The 17,768-nt window shown below is 52.7% G+C and carries 12 protein-coding genes; 4 read left to right on the top strand and 8 right to left on the bottom strand.

Annotated elements, in window-relative coordinates; genetic code table 11:
* Nucleotides 1–52 precede the first annotated feature (52 nt).
* From VPR01S_RS18190 to VPR01S_RS18170, 5 genes are all read right to left on the bottom strand, one after another.
* Nucleotides 53–442, bottom strand: a complete 390-nt coding sequence (locus VPR01S_RS18190) for a RidA family protein (protein ID WP_021706839.1) — start codon at nt 440–442, stop codon at nt 53–55.
* A gap of 100 nt (nt 443–542) precedes the next feature.
* Nucleotides 543–1,004, bottom strand: a complete 462-nt coding sequence (gene pyrI, locus VPR01S_RS18185; RefSeq protein WP_021706838.1) for an aspartate carbamoyltransferase regulatory subunit — start codon at nt 1,002–1,004, stop codon at nt 543–545.
* Nucleotides 1,005–1,020: 16 nt separating this feature from the next.
* A complete protein-coding gene (gene pyrB, locus VPR01S_RS18180) occupies nt 1,021–1,950 on the bottom strand; it encodes an aspartate carbamoyltransferase (RefSeq protein ID WP_021706837.1) in 930 nt (309 codons plus the stop codon).
* Nucleotides 1,951–2,183: 233 nt separating this feature from the next.
* A complete protein-coding gene (locus VPR01S_RS18175; RefSeq protein WP_021706836.1) occupies nt 2,184–3,188 on the bottom strand; it encodes an ornithine carbamoyltransferase in 1,005 nt (334 codons plus the stop codon).
* 118 nt (nt 3,189–3,306) lie between these two features.
* Entirely contained in the window at nt 3,307–4,683 is a 1,377-nt protein-coding gene (locus tag VPR01S_RS18170; protein ID WP_021706835.1) for a PhoH family protein, read from the bottom strand.
* A 437-nt stretch (nt 4,684–5,120) separates the two neighbouring features.
* Here VPR01S_RS18170 and rapA point away from each other — a divergent pair, with 437 nt between their 5' ends.
* Both rapA and VPR01S_RS18160 read left to right on the top strand, forming a co-directional pair.
* Entirely contained in the window at nt 5,121–8,030 is a 2,910-nt protein-coding gene (gene rapA, locus VPR01S_RS18165; RefSeq protein WP_021706834.1) for an RNA polymerase-associated protein RapA, read from the top strand.
* A gap of 244 nt (nt 8,031–8,274) precedes the next feature.
* The gene (locus tag VPR01S_RS18160; protein ID WP_021706833.1) at nt 8,275–10,953 is read left to right on the top strand and encodes an Ig-like domain-containing protein; all 2,679 of its coding nucleotides are present in this window, start codon (nt 8,275–8,277) and stop codon (nt 10,951–10,953) included.
* Between the two features lie 82 nt (nt 10,954–11,035).
* Here the strand turns inward: VPR01S_RS18160 and VPR01S_RS18155 are convergent, their stop codons facing one another.
* The gene (locus tag VPR01S_RS18155) at nt 11,036–12,307 is read right to left on the bottom strand and encodes an NRAMP family divalent metal transporter (RefSeq protein WP_021706832.1); all 1,272 of its coding nucleotides are present in this window, start codon (nt 12,305–12,307) and stop codon (nt 11,036–11,038) included.
* Between the two features lie 196 nt (nt 12,308–12,503).
* Here VPR01S_RS18155 and VPR01S_RS18150 point away from each other — a divergent pair, with 196 nt between their 5' ends.
* Nucleotides 12,504–13,241 (top strand): pseudouridine synthase, encoded by a 738-nt coding sequence (locus VPR01S_RS18150; protein WP_021706831.1) that lies wholly within the window; start codon nt 12,504–12,506, stop codon nt 13,239–13,241.
* Nucleotides 13,242–13,272: 31 nt separating this feature from the next.
* Nucleotides 13,273–14,235: a D-2-hydroxyacid dehydrogenase gene (locus tag VPR01S_RS18145; protein WP_021706830.1), complete on the top strand. Its 963-nt coding sequence runs from the start codon at nt 13,273–13,275 to the stop codon at nt 14,233–14,235.
* Nucleotides 14,236–14,306: 71 nt separating this feature from the next.
* Here the strand turns inward: VPR01S_RS18145 and VPR01S_RS18140 are convergent, their stop codons facing one another.
* Both VPR01S_RS18140 and VPR01S_RS18135 read right to left on the bottom strand, forming a co-directional pair.
* Nucleotides 14,307–17,165, bottom strand: a complete 2,859-nt coding sequence (locus VPR01S_RS18140; RefSeq protein WP_021706829.1) for a valine--tRNA ligase — start codon at nt 17,163–17,165, stop codon at nt 14,307–14,309.
* A gap of 95 nt (nt 17,166–17,260) precedes the next feature.
* On the bottom strand, nt 17,261–17,710 hold the full coding sequence (locus tag VPR01S_RS18135; protein WP_021706828.1) for a DNA polymerase III subunit chi: 450 nt from the start codon (nt 17,708–17,710) through the stop codon (nt 17,261–17,263).
* Nucleotides 17,711–17,768: the final 58 nt, after the last annotated feature.

Raw genomic sequence — 17,768 nt, 5'->3', positions numbered from 1 at the left:
CACGAAAAAGGCGAGCATGAGCTCGCCTTTTGTGTCTTGCGCGCCGCTTAGGTTATTTACGCACTGCGATGGCTTCGATTTCGATACCTACGTCTTTTGGCAGGCGTGCCACTTCCACACACGAGCGTGCCGGGTAATTGGCAACCTGATGCTCATCAAAGAACTTGCCGTACACCTCGTTGACGGTGCCAAAGTCGTTCAGGTCTTTAACGAAAACCGTCATTTTCACGATGTCTGCGACGGTCAGGCCAGACGCTTCTACTACGGCTTTGACATTGTCCAGTGACTGACGTGCCTGCTGTGCGATGTCGGCAGACACTTCACCTGTCGCCGGGTTCACTGGGATCTGACCCGAAGTCAGTACCATATTACCCAGATCAACGCCTTGTACGTAAGGACCAATTGCCGCTGGCGCGGATTCCGTGTGAAGTACTTTCGTCATTATTATGTTCCATCTTAGTAAGGGGAAATCGGAAGCCCCAGTGTGCCGCGAAAGCCGCGGGGGGTAAAGAAAAATCCCCGCTCGAGGCGGGGAAGAGTGACTAGCGTTCGGTGACGATTTCGCGCGAGAAGACTTTCTCGCAGTACTTGCATTTAAGGCGGATATCATCCCGTTTTTCAATCACCTTAAAGCTGCTGTCGACTGGCTCATTGTGTGAAATGCAGTTGCTGTTTGGGCACTCGAACACGGCGTTGATTTGCGGTGGCAGTGTCAGCGCCAGTTTTTTCACTACCTGATAGTCTTCAATCTGGTTAACGGTTGCGTGCGGCGCATACAGAGCCAGTTTGTTGGCCTGCTCTTCACTGATGAATACGTTTTCAATCTTGAGTAAATCTTTGTGGCCCAGCGCAGAAGACGGCAGGTTGAGGCCTATGGTCACGCGTTGCTCCGCTTTGTCCATTGCAAACAGTTTCAGCACCTTGATGCCGATCTGAGCCGGGATATGGTCAATCACAGTGCCGTTTTTGATCGCTTCGACCTGAAGTTGCGTTTCTTTTCCCATTTGAATTGTCTCCCGATTACAGTGTTTCGTTTAGGACCAGTGCCAACAAAGCTTCACGCGCATAGACGCCGTTTTCTGCCTGCTCAAAGTAGTAGGCATGGGGGGTCTTATCCACGTCGGTGGTGATTTCATCGACACGCGGCAGTGGGTGCAGCACTTTCAGGTTATCCCGCGCCTCCTTGAGCATCGAGGCCGTCAGGATGTAGGCGGACTTAATGTGGGCGTATTCTGACTCGTCGAAGCGCTCTTTCTGTACCCGGGTCATATAGAGGATATCCAGTTGTGGAATCACGCTCTCCATGTCGGTATGCAGGCTGTATTCAATGCCCGCATCGTCCAGTTCTTCGCAGATGTAATCCGGCATCGCCAGCGCCTCTGGCGCGACGAAGTAAAAGCGGACCTGCTTGAATTTCGCCAGTGCCTGAGTCAGTGAGTGGACCGTACGGCCATACTTGAGGTCTCCGACAAACGCGACGTTCAGTTGGTCGAGGCGTCCCTGGGTTTCCGCAATGGTAAACAGATCGAGCAGGGTTTGGGTGGGGTGCTGGTTGGCGCCATCTCCGGCGTTGATGACCGGAACGCCTTTCGAAAATTCCGACGCCAGACGCGCCGCGCCTTCCTGAGGGTGGCGCATCACAAACGCATCGACGTAAGAAGCGATCACTTGCACGGAGTCCGCCAGGGTTTCTCCTTTTTTCGCCAGCGAGGTGTTACCGCCGTTGTCAAAGCCGATCACATCCCCCCCGATGCGTTGAATGGCCGTCTCGAACGACAGGCGGGTACGGGTGGAAGGTTCAAAGAAACAGCTGGCGATGACCTTATTTTTAATCAGCTCCGGATTTGGCTGCGCTTTCAGCTGACCAGCGGTGTCCACGATGAGTTCCAGCTCTTCGCGTGAGAGTTCCGGAATTGAGATGATGTGCTTGTGATAAAGCGTATTGGTCATGATCGTCTTCCCTAGCAGTATACTTCAGACAATAAAAAAGCCTCCCGAGATGGGAGGCTTTAGAAATCAGATGAGGAAGAAAAAGAATTCGCCGGTAAGCCAACCAGCTTACCTAGAGTATGTCGCATTGTCGCTACCAGACTCGGCTTCATTTCACTTCCCTCAGACAAATTGCCGAGCATTATACGCCGGAAATTTGTGAGCGCAAGCGATTACATCATGCTTTGCGCGTCTTACTGGCCAAGTGTGGCGACCATGACGGCTTTGATGGTATGCATGCGATTTTCGGCCTGATCAAACACGATGGAACATCCGGATTCAAACACGTCTTCCGTGACTTCGAGCCCTTGCATGTCATATTGTTCGGCCACTTGCTTGCCGATGGTGGTTTCATCATTGTGAAATGCAGGCAGGCAGTGCATGAATTTCACCTGTGGATTGGCGGTTTTTTCAATCACCGTCTGGTTGACCTGATAAGGCGTCAGAGTGGCGACGCGTTCACCCCATGCTTCGGCGGCTTCGCCCATGGAAACCCAAACGTCAGTGTAGAGGAAGTCACAATCTTTGACGCCGTCGTCGACACTTTCCGTCAGCGTGATCTGGGCGCCTGTCTCGGCCGCAATCGCCTGACACTCCGCGACCAGCTCTGCCTGCGGCCAGAACGCTTTCGGGGCGACTAAGCGAATGTCCATCCCCATTTTTGCGGCGCCGACCATCAGCGAGTTGCCCATGTTATTGCGCGCATCGCCCAGGTAAGCGAAACGGATCTGGTGTAACTGCTTGCCGCGGCCGTGTTCGAGCATGGTGAGGAAGTCGGCCAGGATCTGAGTGGGGTGATATTCATCGGTCAGACCGTTCCATACCGGTACACCGGCGTGGGTCCCCAGCTCTTCGACAATCGCCTGACCAAAGCCACGATATTCAATGCCGTCATACATACGTCCCAACACCCGGGCGGTGTCTTTCATCGACTCTTTGTGGCCGATCTGGGATCCGGACGGACCGATGTACGACACCTGGGCGCCCTGATCAAAGGCGGCCACTTCAAACGCGCAGCGGGTTCGGGTCGAGGCTTTTTCAAAAATCAGGGCGATGTTTTTGCCGCATAAGGTTTTCTGCTCGGTACCGGCGTATTTGGCCTTTTTCAGCTCTGCTGACAGCTCGAGCAGGAAATGGATTTCTTTTGGGGTAAAGTCCAGTAACTTGAGGAAGTTACGGTTACGTAAGTTAAATGCCATGCTCCAGTTCCTGAATCGTTATTTAATTATCAGGATTAGTTAACCATAAAAATAGACTTTTTGTGAATAATTATTTTAAAAATAAAGCGAGATATAAATAATATCTCGCTTTTTTTGATTATAAATTCTCTTCTGCAAACTCAGCCAGACGACTGCGGACCACGCCGTTGAGGTGAATGTTGGCGCTGCCTTCAAAGTTTTTGAAGCGTTCAACCATGTAGGTCAGGCCGGAGGTGACCGGAGTCAGGTAGTGAGAGTCGATCTGGGCCAGGTTACCCGAGCAAACGATCTTCGTACCTTCACCACAGCGGGTAATGATGGTTTTGATCTGTGAAGCGGTCAGGTTCTGACATTCATCGAGCAGCACAAATGCATTTTGAATTGAGCGGCCGCGCATGAAGTTGATCGACTTGAACTGAATGTTGGCTTTGTCGCAGATGTATTTGAGAGAGCCTTCAGTGCAGTGATCGTGTTTGTGCAGCGCTTCCAGTGTGTCGGTGACCGCCGCCAGCCAGGGCATCATTTTCTCTTCTTCTGTCCCGGGCAGGAAGCCGATGGACTCACCGATATCTGGCGTATTACGGGTGACGATGATCTTATCGAACATGCCTTTCTCAATGGTCTGCTCAAGCGCCGCCGCCATCGCCAACAGGGTTTTACCACTGCCGGCTGCTCCGGTGAGGATCACCAGATCGATGTCGGGATCGAGCAGGGCATCCAGCGCCATGCCCTGATAGATGTTTTTCGGCGTGATATCCCACGCTTTGCGGTGCATCATACGTTCGCGGCTGAGATCGCGCAGCGTAATTTGCTCCGGATTGATCGACTCGACTCGTCCGGCGAAGTCACTTTTCTGGTCGATGACGTATTGATTAATGAAGGTCGGTTCAAACGGCCCACGGGCCAGAGTGTGATAGGTGTAGCCGTTGATGGTACGGCTGTCGACCTGGTCGATGTTGCTCCAGAAGTCACCTTCGACCTGCTGAAAGCCTTTGGTCAGGTACTGAACGTCATCGATCAGTTGATCGGTCCGGTAGTCTTCGACAAAGCGCACGCCGGCACCTTTGGCACGCAGACGCATATTGATGTCTTTGGTGATCAACACGACTTCGCGCGGCGCTCGTTTATTTTGCAGGTACAATACCGCGTTGAGAATCCGGTTGTCACCCTCTTTGTCGGTGAAGGCTTTGACGGTTTCCTGCAGTTCAAAATCGGCCAGAATGGAGATGTGGCCTGTCTCATTGCCTTCCTTATTGATGGGAATGCCTTCTGAAATCTGATCGGGAGTGGCGTCACGGAACAGATCTTCAAGTGCGCGAATCGCCACACGAGCATCGCGCGCCACATCGCGTTTGCTGTCTTTGATTCGGTCGAGTTCTTCGAGGACGGTCATGGGAATGACCACGTCGTGTTCTTGGAAGGAATAGATGGCAAAAGGTTCGTGAAGAAGGATATTGGTGTCGAGTACAAACAGTTTCCGATCGGTATCGCCCATAAGCGTCTCCTTGCCGCAGCGCGGCGTGCTTAGCCGAAGATGCTTGCAACAGAGGTGACGGATTTCTGCTTGCCGGGATGCGAGGGAGAAATCCACTACGTGCTGCAAACCCGTGTTGATACATCGTCTCGTATACCGAAGATACAGGCTTAAGCTTATGAGTCCGTAAGTGCTGTCCTGCATATTCAGTTCGAGTATAGCAACACTCCTGACTAGGAATGACACGAATTTCTTACAGTTTGATTTCAGCCACAAAAGCGCGGTAAAAAAAACGTCGTAAACGGGGTGTTTGCACGTGACCTGTATCACAGCTTCAAGTAATATTAGCGGCCTTTTTTCCACCTCCTTACTGAGCCGGATTATCCTGTTCAGTCGCCTTTCAACAGGTGGGATTCACACTAAAATAGTTTCAGACCAACAGATGAGGTAGTCGATTCATGACATTTGCTTTGGGGCAGCGCTGGATTAGCGATACGGAAAGCGATTTGGGATTAGGTACCGTCGTAGCAATGGATGCTCGAACCGTAACGCTGATGTTCTCAGCATCGGAGGAAACCCGGGTTTATGCCCGCAAAGATGCGCCAGTGACCCGGGTGACGTTTAATCCCGGTGACCTTATCGAATGTCAGGAAGGCTGGTCTCTGAGTGTTGAGGACGTGCAGGAAAGCAATGGTCTGTTCTGCTATATCGGCACCCGGCAAGACACCGGCGAAAGCGGTGTGGTTTTGCGTGAAATCATGCTCAGCAACCAGATTCGTTTCAATAAGCCACAGGACAAACTGTACGCCGGCCAGATTGATCGTATGGACAATTTTGTCCTGCGTTATCGTGCCCTGAGCAATCAATACCAACAGCACAAGAGCCCGATGCGTGGTTTGTGTGGCATGCGCGCCGGCCTCATCCCTCATCAATTGTACATTGCTCACGAAGTTGGCCGCCGTCATGCGCCGCGTGTGCTGCTGGCGGACGAAGTGGGGCTGGGGAAAACCATCGAAGCTGGGATGATCATTCACCAGCAGGTCCTGTCTGGGCGTGCGGAGCGCATTCTGATTGTGGTACCCGAAACCCTGCAGCATCAGTGGCTGGTGGAGATGATGCGTCGTTTCAACCTCCATTTCTCCATTTTTGATGAAGAGCGTTGTGTCGAAGCGTTCGAAGAAGCCGACAACCCGTTTGATACGCAGCAGTACGTGTTGTGTTCATTGGATTTCCTGCGCAAGAGCCGTCAGCGTTTTGAACAGGCGCTGGAAGGGGAGTGGGATCTGTTGGTGGTGGACGAAGCGCATCACCTGGAGTGGAGTCAAGATAATCCGAGCCGTGAATATCAGGTGATTGAAGCGCTGGCAGAGAAAACACCGGGAGTGCTGCTGTTGACCGCGACGCCTGAGCAACTGGGACGTGAGAGCCACTTTGCCCGTTTGCGTCTGCTCGATCCGGATCGCTTTTACGATTACGCCGCGTTTGTCGAAGAAGAAGCGCAATATGCTCCTGTGGCCGACTCGGTGGCGGCGCTGTTTGCCGGTGAGCAACTGGCGGATGCGGCCAAAAACCAGATCAGTGAGTTGTTGTCCGAGCAGGATGTCGAACCACTGTTTCGAATCATTGAAAGCAACAGCGACCAAGACGCCAAAGCGAGTGCCCGTCAGGAATTGATCGACAACCTGATGGACCGCCACGGCACCGGACGCGTGCTGTTTCGCAACACCCGTGCCGCCATCAAAGGCTTCCCGCAGCGCAATGTACAGTTGCTGCCGATGGACATTCCGTCACAGTACACTACGTCGATGCGCGTTGCCGGTATGTTGGGTGGCAAGATGAGCGATCAGGCCCGGGCTTTAAAGAACCTCTATCCGGAAGAAATCTTCCAGGAATTTGAAGGCGATGACGCCAGTTGGTGGCAGTTCGACTCTCGGGTCAACTGGCTGCTGGAGAAGATCAAAGAAAAACGCAGCGAGAAGATCCTGGTGATTGCATCGCGCGCCAACACGGCACTGCAACTGGAGCAGGCGTTGCGAGAGCGTGAAGGGATCCGCGCAACGGTCTTCCATGAGGGGATGTCGATTCTCGAGCGTGATAAAGCGGCGGCGTACTTTGCACAGGAAGAGGGCGGCGCTCAGGTACTGATTTGCAGTGAAATCGGCTCGGAAGGGCGCAACTTTCAGTTTGCTAATCAGTTGGTGATGTTCGATCTGCCGTTCAACCCGGATCTGCTGGAGCAGCGTATCGGTCGTCTGGATCGGATTGGACAACAACGCGATATCGACATTTATGTGCCGTACCTGAAAGACACGGCACAGGCGATCCTCGCTCGTTGGTTTGATGAAGGTCTGAACGCGTTTGCTGAAACCTGCCCGACCGGGCGCGCGGTGTACGATCAGTACGCCGATGCGCTGATTGAGATGCTGGCCAGCGGAAATGTGGACGCGTTGGATGAGGTGATTGAGGCGTCTGCCAAGCTGAACAAGTCATTGAAATCGCAGCTCGAACAGGGGCGTGACCGTTTACTGGAAATGCACTCTAATGGTGGCGACAAAGCGCAGCAAATCGTGGAAAAAATTGCTTCAACCGACGGCGATACCAATTTGGTGACGTTTGCTCTTAGCCTGTTTGACACCATTGGTCTTAATCAGGATGACAAAGGCGAGAACGCCTTGGTGGTTACTCCGTCGGAGCATATGATGGTACCGAGCTATCCGGGGTTGCCGTATGAAGGTGCCACCATCACGTTTGACCGGGATACAGCGCTGTCACGCGAAGATATGCACTTCATCAGTTGGGAGCACCCGATGATTCAGGGAGGGATTGATCTGCTGATGAGTGAAGGGGTCGGCACCTGTGCGGTGTCGCTGCTGAAAAACAAAGCCCTGCCGGTGGGCACTATTTTACTCGAGCTGGTTTATCTGGTGGATGCGCAGGCACCAAAAAGCAGTGGCATCAACCGCTTCCTGCCGCAGACGCCAATCCGACTGATGCTTGATAAACAGGGCAACGATCTGTCCGCTCAGGTGGAGTTCGAAAGCTTTAACCGTCAGCTGAGTCCGGTGAACCGTCATTTGGCCAGCAAGTTGGTGAACTCAGTACAGGCGCAGGTGCATCAGTTGATTGAACAGGCTGATCAGCGCATTGTCGAGCAGGTCGCGGCGGTGCGTGATCAGGCTCAGAAGGAGATGCAGGCCAGTCTCAACAGTGAGCTGGGGCGCCTACAGGCACTCAAAGCCGTCAATCCAAATATCCGTGATGAAGAGCTGGAAGCCATCGATCGTCAGATTCAAGCATTGTCGGATTACATCAGTCGTGCTCAGTATCAGCTGGACTCTCTGCGTCTGATTGTGGTGTCTCATAACTGATCCATGCTGTGACACTCTCAGGGCAGACACAGATTGGTCTGTTGCTAACAAAAAAACCTGCTGCGGCAGGTTTTTTTGTTGGCGAAGCCTCAATCAGGGCCTGATAGGGTGACTTTTATCACGCATTCAATGAGTTGGGAGTCGCAGACCCGGACATTTCTTACCCATATTTCATGGAAAATATGAAAATACTTCATATCCTACTTATTGCTTATGTTGTTGACGTGAATAATAAGGATATGAAATGGGTAGACGATTCAAGAATGGATACCTCAGAGCCGCTGTGGTACTGATGTTATCGACATTGGGACTGGTCGGGTGTAACAGTGACTCCGACGATGATGTGTCCAGCCAGGTGCAGGCATTGTCGTTCAATGTGACCAATACGACCGATGACACGCCACTATCGAATCTGGAAGTGAGATTTGTGTTTGATGTCAGCAATCAGTCACAGGACTTTCGGGTGAGTGTGACTGACGTTTCGGGGCGTGAGGTGGCCGGTTATGTTGACGGGACGGCTTATCAAAGCAATGTGCTGCTGGTTCCGGACTCAGGCATCGTGCCAATTTCTATCAGTGCTTTCAACGTGTCCTCCAGTGGTGATAGCCGAGCCAGTTTGACACTGGTGACGCACGGCAAAGGCTTTTTCTCTAACTCCCAATATTTCGATCTGACCCAAACGTCGATGGAGACGAGCTACTGGGTCGAGGTCATGCCGAAATCTTCCTCTGACGATGTGGCGACCGCGTACGCAGCACAAATCGTCGCCATGTCCGGTTCCTCAACCGCGAGCACGCTGACGTTGTCCACGCCTATCCAGTCAACTACCACCAGCGGGGGGCAGATTCTCGATGGAGCCAGCGCCAGTTTAACCATCCCTGCCGGTACGACCCTGCTGGCAGAAGACGGTTCGGCGTTTGTGCCCGTCGGTGACATCACCGCGTCGTTGATGATGTTCTCCGCCGATCCCCAGGGGATTGCCGACGCAGACAACAATCCGTTGTACCTGTTCCCGGGGGGGCTGTCGCCACAAGAAGTCACCGGTGATTTACCGGCAGACATTCGCTCTGCTACCGGGTTGACCTTTATTTCTGCAGGCTTTGTGGCCATCGAACTGGAAGACGAAGCGGGCAATCAGGTCAAAGGCTTTGATGGCAGCGGGATTCGCCTGACCTTTGACGTGCCTAAGTCCACCACTAACCCAAATACCGGCGCACCGCTTTCTCTCAATGATCAAACCATCCCGATCTGGAGTTATACCGACACCACGGGTAAATGGCACTATGAAGGGGAGGCGAGTATCGTGAAGGAAAACAGCGATACCTTTACCCTATCCAAGCAGATCACTCATCTGTCTTATTATAATCTCGACTGGTATGATCAGGATCGTTGTAAGCTGGACATCAATGTGGTCGACCAGAATGGTGAGCCGAATAATCAGAAACTGAGGCTGTCGTTTGCTAAAGCTGGCGGTGGCTGGGCCTACAAGCCGTCGGGCTGGGGTGACAATCCGGAAAAACTGGAAATTAACCGGGTACCGGCGTTTGCGGGGCATTTTGATTTGCTGGACAGTCAGGGCAACAGCTTACTGGCCTCTATAGAAGTTGATAGTCAGGTGACATCGGTTGCCAGTGGTGACACCGGCCTGGATCTGGACGATTTTTGTTTTGGTTTGTCGGGGGATAACACCAAGTCGCTGAAAGCCACCCTGAATATCACTAATCCACCGACGATTGATATCCAGCCGACTCTGAAGCTGGTGTGTCCGACCAACACCAGTGTTGCTCAGGCGGTGACCTCTGGCCGTTATTACCTCTATTCCGGTTATTCCTATGAGTCGTCCGGCGAGATCTCTGGGGATACGCTGTCACTGACGAATTTGCTGCAAGATGGGCTCTATCGTCTGTACTACTATGGCGGACAAACCTGGGGACAGGTCGAGTTCACGGCCAGCGCGAATCTGGATGAAATCCAGCTCATGTCGCTGGAGCTGTGCGACAAGATCGACCAAACCGTAAACGTGCGCTTGGTTTGTCTTGATGATCAGCAAGATGTCACCCGCGAGAAAGCCGCGCCTTCGGCGTACTATTGGATGTATAACCAAGACTACGGCCAATACTTGTGGGGACAAGTGGATGAGGACGGCACCGCTCAGGAGAGCCGCGCCGTCGATACGGTTCAGTACGAAGGGTCGGCGTACGTGCGACTGGACAACCAGTATTACTGGGGCGAGCGGCAAACGGTGACCGCCAGTGATTCACAGCCGGTTGTGTTCGATATCGCACTGCCTTCGGATCACACCTTCTGTAGCGAGGTATCGACTGTGGATTACAGCGGCAGCACGTTAGTTATTGCTGATACCCAAGGAATGGATATCGCCGCGACCACAACTCTGACTGTGACACTCAAAGACGGCGATAATCAGGATTATACGCAAAGTGGCGGAACGCTGGAGTTGGCGTCATCGCCGTCTGGACTGGTGTTTACGGATATCACCGATAATGCTGATGGTACTTACAGTGCCACCGTGTCAGCGACGGACGCCGGCAGTTATACGATTTCCGCGACGGTAGGCGGCGAGGTGCTGAGCAACACAGCGCCGCTGACGATAACGGCAGTCGATACGTCGTTGAGTGCGGTGTCTCCGGATACGGTCGCCCAGGATGAAGGCAGTACCACCAACGTGACCTTAACGCTACGTCAAGCAGACAACTCCGTGGTCGGACACGGTGGTCATACGGTGACTGCGACTGGGCTGGCGATTGATTTCGGGCTGGTCAGTGTCGCGACCACCGATCATGATGATGGTACCTACACGTTGGCGGTCACCTGCGACAACGGATTTAATGGTTCACAGGACATTAACGTCAATGTGAACGCAGTCGTCGTGGATACCTTATCGGTCAGTTGTAACAGTATTTAGCGGTAAAGACCGTACGACAAAGGGCAAGCGTGAGCTTGCCCTTTGTATTTTCTGGATACCGATGGCGCTTTTCAGGCCGGCGTTACATCAACCACTTCCACCACACAAACAGCGCCAGAAAGCCAAACAGATACACCAGACCGGCGAGCGACAACCATCTGAGTTTACGACTCAAGGCCAGATTGGCCGGCAGCGCGGTGCGAGTCACCAGAATGTAGTTCAATAACGCGAAGAAAGGGGTGGTCATAAATGCCATCACCATGGCGAAGTCAAGCATGGGTAACAGCGCTGACATCCAGAACATCAGAATGGCCAGAGCGGCACCAGACACCAGCAGCATCCAGGCCTGGGTTATTTTAGGATTGGCCTCTTCTTGATTACGCAGCAGGCGCTGAGACTCGGAAATCACTCGTGAATAGCCATCGATCACGGTAATCGTACTGCCGAAAATCGCAAAAAAGGCGATCACCGTGATCAGGTAACGTGACCACTCACCAATGGTGGAGGCGTACAGGCTGACCAGTTGGTGAGAGAAGCCGACACCAGATTGAGACAGTTCTACTCCCGTACCATGCAGCACCAGGGCGCCCAAAGCGAGAAACACAATGGCCAGCAGTGCCGTGCCGATGTAGCCGACATTGAAATCGAACAGCGCTGACTGAGCGGTAACCTGTTGATGACGACGCTGACTCTTAAGCCACATCGACGTCAGGCTGGAAATTTCAATCGGAGCTGGCATCCAGCCCATGGTCACTACAATAAAACCGATGGCGGCCAGAGACCAGGGAGAAGGCGTCTCGAATGTGGGCGGCGTGGTGACCGGATTTCCGGCTGCGACCGCGACGGCCAGTAGTGTTGCCAAAGTCAGGACCAGCATGATGGCCTTAGACAGAGTGTCCAGCGCTTTGTAGTGACCGGCAAACAGGATCACCAGGCAAGTGACCAGAACAATGATGGCCAGTGTGGTCATCGGCAGTTCGAGCGGCATGAAATAGCCGAGCAGGCTGGCGCTGAAGAGCGTCAGGGCCGCGGTGTTAATGATCGCGGAAATCACCGCCAGTGCGACAAACAACCACAGATACGGGCGCCCCAGCTTAGCATAACCTTCGACCAGGCTCTCCCCCGTGCCCATGGTGTATTGGATACCGGCCCGGAAAAAGGGGTATTTAAACAGGTTGACCAGCAGGATCAGTGCGGCCAATTGCCAGCCGTAGATGGCACCGGCTTTGGTGGATGCGACCAGGTGGGAGCCACCGACACAGGCCGCAGCCATCATTATTCCGGGGCCCAGAGAGCGTATCAGTTGAGGCAGAGAAGCGCGCTTCTCCAACGTTTGCACGGCGGCAGTGTCCATTCTCATTCTTCCTTTATGTTGTATTTGTTTTTTCAGGCGTTTTTATTTTTGTCAATATTCTCTATGAGTATCATAGATTTTTACTCCGTCCAAAGGGATTTACATGGTTGTGACCATTTTATCGTGACAGATGGGCATTCAGCCGCTCTGGCTCTCCTGTTATACTCGTCGGTCATCGATTGAGTAGAGACAAACTATGGCCATGCTGGAATATCACCCGCCAACCCAACCCTGGGTCGATGTGGTTTATGAAGATGACCACATCATTGCCGTCAACAAACCCTCGGGCCTGTTGTCGGTTCCCGGGCGACTGGAAGAGCATTACGACAGCATGTGGAGCCGTCTTCTGGAGAGCTATCCTGATGTCAAAGTAGTACATCGATTGGATATGTCGACGTCTGGATTAATGGTGTTTGGCAAAAATCGCCATGTGGAAGCGGCGCTGAAGAAACAGTTCCAATATCGACTGACACATAAAGTGTACTATGCACGCGTGTGGGGAGAGGTTGAGCAGCAGGAGGGGGACGTGGATCTGCCCTTGTGTTGTGATTGGCCAAATCGGCCAAAACAGATGGTGAGCCATGAACACGGTAAGCCTTCCCGCACTTTGTATCAGGTTGCCAAACGTGAAGAGAAAACCACGGTGGTGCGGCTGTTTCCGATCACCGGGCGCTCGCATCAGTTACGGGTCCACATGCAAGCGATAGGACACCCGATCGTCGGGGATGAGTTCTATGCTGAGCAAGAGGCGTACCAGTTTTCTGAGCGTTTAGAATTGCATGCGGCAGAGCTGAGTTTCTACCACCCGCGTAGTCACTGGTTGCGCAATATCTTTGTGCCGTGTGATTTCTATCCTGAAGCGCAGGAGATGCTCTTTGATTATTTCGATCCTGTGCGAAAATTGCCAGACTATAAAATGCTGCCGCGTCCATAACGAGACCGCTTAGGCAGCACAAGGAGATTGTATGTCGCTGCCTACTATTGTGTTTCTCGACCGGGCCACCATCCCGGCTCATATCCGTCTGCCGCATCTGCCGTTTGATCATCAATGGGTAGAATATGACTTAACCGCGCCTGATCACGTGTTTGAGCGGGTGCAAAGTGCCGATATCGTCATCACCAACAAAGTTGTGCTGGATGAGCCATTACTGCGCCGTCTTCCGGAGCTGAAATTGATCGCCGTGGCGGCAACCGGATATAACAATGTCGACCTCCAGACTTGTCGTTCGCTCGGTATCGCTGTTGCCAATGTCAGAGGGTATGCCACTCAGTCGGTTCCTGAGCATGTGGTCGCGATGATGTTTGCACTGCGGCGCAACTTGGTGGGCTACCATCAGGATATCCAACAGGGAGAATGGCAGCGCAACAAGCAGTTCTGCTTCTTTACGCATCCGATCGGAGACATTGCCGGGGCCACGCTGGGTGTGATAGGCAGTGGCGAGTTGGGGCAGGCAACCGCGGTACTGGCCCAAGCGTTGGGGATGCACGTTATTTTTGCTGAACGTAAAGGTGCGCAGCAGTGCCGGGAAGGCTACCTGCCGTTTGAACAGGTACTGATGCTGGCCGATGTTCTGACCCTGCACTGTCCGTTGAACGCCGAAACGCACCATTTGATCGGTGCCAAAGAGTTGGCCCGGATGAAGCCTGATTCGGTATTGATCAATACCGGTCGCGGTGGCCTGGTGGATGAAGCCGCACTGGTGGCTGCGTTACAGCGAGGGGGGATTGGCGCGGCGGGCGTAGACGTCTTCAGTACTGAGCCAGCGGATGAGCACAATCCGTTGTTGGCGAACATGAACATGCCCAACCTGCTACTGACTCCGCATGTGGCTTGGGGCAGTGACTCATCGTTTGAAAAACTGGCCCACATTCTGATCGAGAACATCCAGGCATTTGTAGAAGGGCGCGAACAAAACCGCTTGGTATAGTCCGCTTATCGAATGAACCCAGACAGAAAAAAGGCAGCGAAATCGCTGCCTTTTGGGTGCCTGTCTCCGCGTTACAGCGCGGCGATGGTGGTCTTTTGCTCGGCCAGTTTCACCAGCGTTTCTTTGTAACCGTCCAGCTTCTCGCGCTCTTTCGCAACGACCGCTTCCGGCGCTTTAGCGACAAAGCCTTCGTTGTTCAGCTTGCCTTCCAGACGCTTGATTTCACCTTCGGTTTTCTTGATTTCGCCATCCAGACGAGCCAGTTCGGCGTCTTTGTCGATCAAGCCCGCCATTGGGATCATCAGTTCAGACTTCGCTACCAGTGCAGTGGCACACGCTGGCATCTCTTCACCGGCGGCGAGCACGCGCACAGACTCAAGCTTCGCCAGAGAAACCAATACTTGTTTGTTGGCTTCCAGGCGCACTGCGTCTTTCTCGCTGGCGGCTTTGAGCATCACTTCCAGTGGTTTGCCCGGGTTGATGTCGTATTCTGCACGCAGGTTACGAATACTGGTAATGAAAGACTTCACCCATTCGATGTCATCGAGTGCTTCTTGGTGGAAGTTCGCTTCATTGTACTGAGGCAGGGCTTGCAGCATGATGGTGTTACCTTCAACGCCGTCTACCAATGGTTTCACGCTCTGCCAAATGGTTTCGGTGATGTATGGGATCACCGGATGCGCCAGGCGCAGCGTTTTCTCAAGTACTGTGATGAGCGTGCGACGTGTGCCGCGTTGCTGCGCTTCCGAACCTTTCCAAAGCACAGGCTTGGTCAGTTCCAGATACCAGTCACAGAATTGGTTCCAGATAAACTCGTAGAGGGTGTTCGATGCCATATCGAGACGGAAGTTGTCCAGATGATGGTTAAAGTCTTTGGCTGCCAGTTCAAACTGAGACTCGATCCACTTATCAGCCAGTGAATATTCGATCTTGCCACCGTTAAAGCCACAATCCTGCTCTTCGGTGTTCATCAGCACGTAGCGGCTAGCGTTCCAAAGCTTGTTACAGAAGTTACGGTAACCTTCCAGGCGCTTCATATCCCAGTTGATGTCGCGACCGGTTGATGCCATCGCGGCCAGAGTGAAACGCAGCGCGTCAGTGCCGTAGGCTTCGATACCATTTTCAAACGTCTTACGTGTGTTCTTTTCGATCTTCGCCGCAAGTTGAGGCTGCATCATGTTACCGGTGCGCTTCTCAACCAGAGATTCCAGATCGATGCCATCAATCATATCGATTGGGTCAAGGACATTACCTTTTGACTTCGACATTTTGTCGCCGTTTTCGTCACGGATCAGACCGGTCACGTAAACTGTCTTAAATGGTACCTGCGGCTTGCCGTTTTCATCCTTACAGAAGTGCATCGTCATCATGATCATACGAGCAACCCAGAAGAAGATGATGTCGAAACCAGTGACTAGTACGTCTGAAGGATGGAAGGTTTTCAGATCGTCAGTGTTCTCTGGCCAACCTTGCGTACCGAACGTCCATAACGCTGAAGAGAACCAGGTATCCAGTACGTCGTCGTCTTGGCGTAGAACCACAACTGGCGCTAGGTTGTTGTTAGCACGAACTTCTTCTTCTGTGCGACCTACGTAGACGTTGCCGTCGTTGTCGTACCATGCCGGGATGCGGTGACCCCACCAAAGCTGACGAGAGATACACCAGTCTTGAATGTCGCGCATCCAAGAGAAGTACATGTTTTCGTATTGCTTAGGTACGAACTGGATTTCGCCGTCTTCCACCGCTTTGGTTGCTGTCTCTGCAAGTGGGGCAGTACGTACATACCATTGGTCAGTCAGCATCGGTTCGATAACCACGCCACCACGGTCACCGTAAGGAACGGTTAGGTCGTGGTCTTTGATTTCGTCCAGCAGGCCAAGTTCTTCAAATTCTGCCACGATCGCTTTACGCGCCGCAAAACGCTCCATAGTTTGGTATTTGGCTGGAATCTCGGTGGAGTAAGCATCGCTTGCTTCGCCGTTGGTGTTAAACACTTCAGCCGTGTCACGAATGTTCGCGTCAAACGTCAGGATGTTGATCATTGGTAGCTGGTGGCGCTTACCGACTTCGTAGTCGTTGAAATCGTGCGCTGGCGTGATTTTCACACAGCCAGTACCTTTTTCCATATCTGCGTGCTCGTCACCCACGATAGGGATACGACGGTCAACGACAGGAAGCAGGATTTCTTTACCGATCAGATCTTTGTAACGAGGATCTTCTGGGTTAACCGCCACACCGGTGTCGCCCAGCATGGTTTCAGGGCGGGTCGTCGCTACAACGATGTAGTCTTTGCCGTCGGCGGTTTTCACACCGTCGGCTAGCGGGTAGCGGAAATGCCACATGTGGCCTTTTTTGTCTTTGTTTTCAACTTCCAGGTCCGAGATCGCTGTGTGCAGTTTTGGATCCCAGTTCACCAGACGCTTACCGCGATAGATCAGATCGTCTTCGTACAGACGCACGAACACTTCCTGAACCGCGTTAGACAAGCCATCGTCCATGGTGAAACGTTCACGATCCCAGTCGACCGAGGCACCCAGACGACGCAGCTGTTTGGTAATGGTGCCGCCAGACTGGCCTTTCCATTCCCAGATCTTGTCGATGAACGCATCACGGCCGTAATCGTGCTTGGTTTTGCCTTCTTCTGCTGCGATCTTACGCTCAACCACCATCTGAGTTGCGATGCCCGCGTGGTCGGTACCCACTTGCCAAAGGGTGTTTTTACCCTTCATACGCTCAGCACGGATCAGTGTATCCATGATGGAATCCTGGAACGCGTGGCCCATGTGCAGGCTACCAGTGACGTTCGGTGGCGGGATCATGATGCTGTATGATTCTTTAGTCGTGTCACCGTGTGGCTTAAAGTAGCCTTTCTCTTCCCAAGTCTGATACAGAGCTTGTTCGATTGAAGTTGGGTTGTATGTCTTTTCCATAGCGCTCTTAAATGGATACGTTGATGGTTTAAATCAGTGGTCAATCTCTATAAGTGAACTCTCTGAAGAGAGAGCTTAACTATAAGGATTGACCGTTATGGGTGTTGTATTTCGACCGTCTGCAACTGGTAGCCAGCCTGACGGTAAAGTTTATACCTTTCTCTTGCGAGCTGCTTCGCTTTTTCCTCGCAGGGGACGAAGTCTACCACTTCGGCAAACTTGTTCGCAAAGGTTGTCTCATTATCGGCCAGATTAATCACCAACTGGCGGTTCCAGCTCGGGCGAACACCTTGAAATCCGATTTCGATCGCGGTGGCGTATTTCGGGCCTTCCCCCACCAGATTGTGCGCGACGAACTGATCCGGCTCAACTTGCCAGAACGCTTCGGCCAGCTGTTCAGCATGAATTTTATTGTGACAGTTGAGGTAGACCTTAGCCCCTTGCTTGGCAAAGTGGTGAGCCAGAAAAACCACATACGGTATAAAGCCAGCGGGCTCGGCTTGCGGGCTGCCGTCTTTAACGATGTAAAAGGTTGCCGTTTGCATTGTGTTTTCGTCGTGGTGAAAGTGGTATTAAAAAAGGGCCTGACGGCCCTTTTGGATG

It is taken from the genome of Vibrio proteolyticus NBRC 13287 (assembly GCF_000467125.1).
GTDB lineage: Bacteria > Pseudomonadota > Gammaproteobacteria > Enterobacterales > Vibrionaceae > Vibrio > Vibrio proteolyticus.
This window is presented reverse-complemented; position numbering and strand designations above follow the sequence as displayed.